This is a genomic window from Xanthomarina sp. (genome assembly GCF_035306705.1).
Lineage (GTDB): Bacteria > Bacteroidota > Bacteroidia > Flavobacteriales > Flavobacteriaceae > Xanthomarina.
This window is the reverse complement of record NZ_DATGNO010000145.1, coordinates 1-3,240: the sequence shown is the minus strand read 5'-3', so window position 1 is coordinate 3,240 and position 3,240 is coordinate 1. Positions and strand designations below refer to the sequence as shown.

Annotated in this window: 3 protein-coding genes; 1 reads left to right on the top strand and 2 read right to left on the bottom strand. The window is 33.4% G+C overall.

Features of this window, described 5'->3' with window-relative positions:
• A partial coding sequence (locus VKY47_RS11800) for an ABC transporter ATP-binding protein (RefSeq protein ID WP_324313011.1) occupies positions 1–856 on the top strand: 856 nt, incomplete at its 5' end.
• 780 nt (positions 857–1,636) lie between these two features.
• Here the strand turns inward: VKY47_RS11800 and VKY47_RS11795 are convergent.
• A complete protein-coding gene (locus VKY47_RS11795) occupies positions 1,637–2,290 on the bottom strand; it encodes a CoA transferase subunit B (protein WP_324313010.1) in 654 nt (217 codons plus the stop codon).
• 97 nt (positions 2,291–2,387) lie between these two features.
• A complete protein-coding gene (locus VKY47_RS11790) occupies positions 2,388–3,089 on the bottom strand; it encodes a CoA transferase subunit A (RefSeq protein WP_324313009.1) in 702 nt (233 codons plus the stop codon).
• Positions 3,090–3,240: the final 151 nt, after the last annotated feature.

Sequence of the window (3,240 nt, the reverse complement as noted above, 5' to 3'; positions counted from 1 at the left end):
TGAAACAACAGATAGAACTCTTGTTTCAAGTGAAGACAGAAAAGCTTTTCACAAAAATATTTATTCAAAATCCCCTTTATTAGAAGTTGTTAATTTAGAAAAAACCTATATCTCAAAATCTGGATGGTTTTCAAAACCTGAAATTTTTAAGGCTGTAGATCAGGTGAGTTTTAAATTATATGAGGGTGAAACCCTTGGATTGGTAGGTGAGTCTGGTTGTGGGAAATCCACATTAGCAAATGCCATTCTACAATTGGATAAAGCCACTTCTGGTTCTATTTTATATGAAGGAAAAGATATTACCAAGCTTTCTAAAAACGCCATTAGAAAGTTGCGGAAAGATATTCAAATTGTTTTTCAAGATCCTTATGCGTCTTTAAACCCACGTATTCCTGTAGGACGAGCTATCATGGAACCTATGAAAGTTCACGGCATTGGAGCTTCAGAAAAAGAAAGAAAAGAAATGGTTTTAGATTTACTAGAAAAAGTTGGTTTGGATGAATCGTTTTTTAATAGATATCCACATGAGTTTTCTGGAGGACAAAGACAACGAATTGGCATTGCCAGAGCTATTTCTTTAGAACCTAAATTAATTATATGCGACGAGTCGGTTTCTGCTTTGGATATTTCAGTACAAGCGCAAGTGCTTAATTTATTGAATGATTTGAAGGAGAATTTTGGATTTACTTACATATTTATTTCTCACGACCTGGCCGTGGTAAAATACATGTCCGATCAATTAATTGTTATGAGTCAAGGACAAATTGAAGAAATGGACGATGCAGATGTTATCTATAATCATCCGAAGAAGGACTACACCAAAAAATTAATTCATGCCATCCCAAAGGGATTATAGCATGAATATTTTTTTAGTTAGATACATTAAGCTTTTAATAAAGCGTCCAGTACTTAGCAAACTAGAATAAAGTTTGCTCTCGTAATTTGTAGGTTGTTCAGGTAGATTTGGGGCAAAATTCATAATAAGTTAGTTTTTGGTAGATTTGGGATCTACTTTCTTTTAAGTCTCAATTTATAATAGATTTGGGGCAAATTATAAATTCAAGATTTCAAAAGAGTTAGGTTAATTAGTTTCATTCGATTTGGTTTTGCTAATATGTAACTTTTTTTGAGTAATTCAGCTAAAAGACACAATAAATCGTTGAAATGCATTAAAATTTAACTTTTAAGATATTTTATTATGTTTTTTCCTACAAAATTTTATAATTATTTAATTTGAAATTATATATTTCGCCACGAATCTACCTATCGGTAGACAGGTTCACAAATGTTAATTTGTTAGTTTCTGAAGTTGAAATGGAAAATCATGGAAAATGAAATTCTATTTGTGTTCAAAATTGTATGAAAAAAAACCACGAATTCACGAATGTTTATGTTTTGATTTCGGATTTGTGACGCAAAATTCTGAAGCAAACAGCTCACTAAGTACAAATACTTTTAGAGATTATAAAAAAAATCACGAATTCACGAATACTATTAGGTATAAACTCGTGAATTCGTGGCAAAATATTTTAAGTATCCAGAGTTTTTAGATACTCATTTTAATTGTATTTTCTATTTTTCATTAAGGTCAAATAGAATTCGTTTAGAAAGTTTACCATAAAAAATAAAAATCTTGTTATAAACTCATTTCAGGGATGTCCCCTTCAATAATTAAAGTACCTTCTGTAGCTTTTTGAATGTCTTCCACCGAAATTCCCGGAGCACGTTCTAAGAGTTTGAAACCTTTTTTAGTTACTTCTAAAACAGCCAAATTGGTTACAATCTTTTTAACACAGCCGACTCCTGTTAAAGGCAAACTACATTTTTTAAGTAATTTGGATTCTCCTTCTTTGTTGGTATGCATCATGGCCACAATAATATTTTCGGCACTGGATACCAAATCCATGGCGCCTCCCATGCCTTTTACCATTTTTCCTGGAATTTTCCAATTGGCTATATCGCCGTTTTCCGAAACTTCCATGGCTCCAAGAATGGTTAAATGGACATGTTGTCCACGAATCATAGAAAAACTCATGGCCGAGTCGAAAAAACTAGCGCCTGGTAAGGCCGTAATGGTTTGTTTTCCCGCATTGATAAGATCGGCATCTTCTTCGCCCTCAAACGGAAAAGGTCCCATTCCTAGAATGCCATTTTCACTTTGAAATTCCACTTCTATACCGTCTCTTACATAATTGGCCACCAAGGTTGGAATACCAATTCCTAAGTTAACATAATAGCCATCTTGTACTTCTTGTGCTATACGTTTAGCAATTCCTATTTTATCTAACATATTTTTAGTTATAAGTGTCTAGAGTTTTAAGTATTTAAAGTTGCACATAATAAGTCCTAAAACTTTAGCGCACTTCAAGTACTTATAACTTTTTTATTTAACTTTTTTGTCTAACAGTAAGTTGTTCAATACGTTTTTCATAAGTTTCTCCTTGAAAAATACGTTGTACAAAAATTCCTGGAATATGGATTTGATTTGGATCCAAGCTTCCAACAGGAACCAATTCTTCGACTTCAGCAACGGTAATTTTTGCAGAACCGCACATGGCTGGATTGAAATTTCTAGCAGTTCCTTTAAAAACCAAATTTCCAGCAGCATCGCCTTTCCATGCTTTTACAAAAGCAAAATCGGCTTTAAAGGCATGTTCCAAGATGTACATTTTTCCATTAAATTCTCGAACTTCTTTACCTTCTGCTACTTCGGTTCCATAACCTGCAGGTGTAAAAAACGCAGGAAAACCAGATTGTGCAGCACGACAGCGTTCTACCAAAGTTCCTTGAGGCACCAATTCCACATCCAATTCGCCACTTAGCATTTGACGTTCGAATTCCATATTTTCACCTACGTAAGACGAAATCATTTTCTTTATTTGTTTTTTATGAAGTAGTAAGCCCAAGCCAAAATCGTCTACTCCCGCATTGTTTGAAATGCAGGTCAAGCCTTTTAGGTTTAATTTTACAAGCTCGTTGATACTATTTTCTGGAATTCCGCAAAGCCCAAAACCACCAAGCATAAAGGTCATATTATCTGAAACACCTTGAAGCGCTTCATGAACATTCGCCACTTTTTTATTAATCATGTTACTGTCTTTTTTTGTAGTGGAAAAATACGAAATAAAAAAGCCATTCTAAAAAAGAATGGCAAAATTAATATGTCTAGATTTGGTAATAAATTATTTTAATCTTTTATAATTTCAGGCACGGTTTCAGGAATTATGTCTTCATCAAATA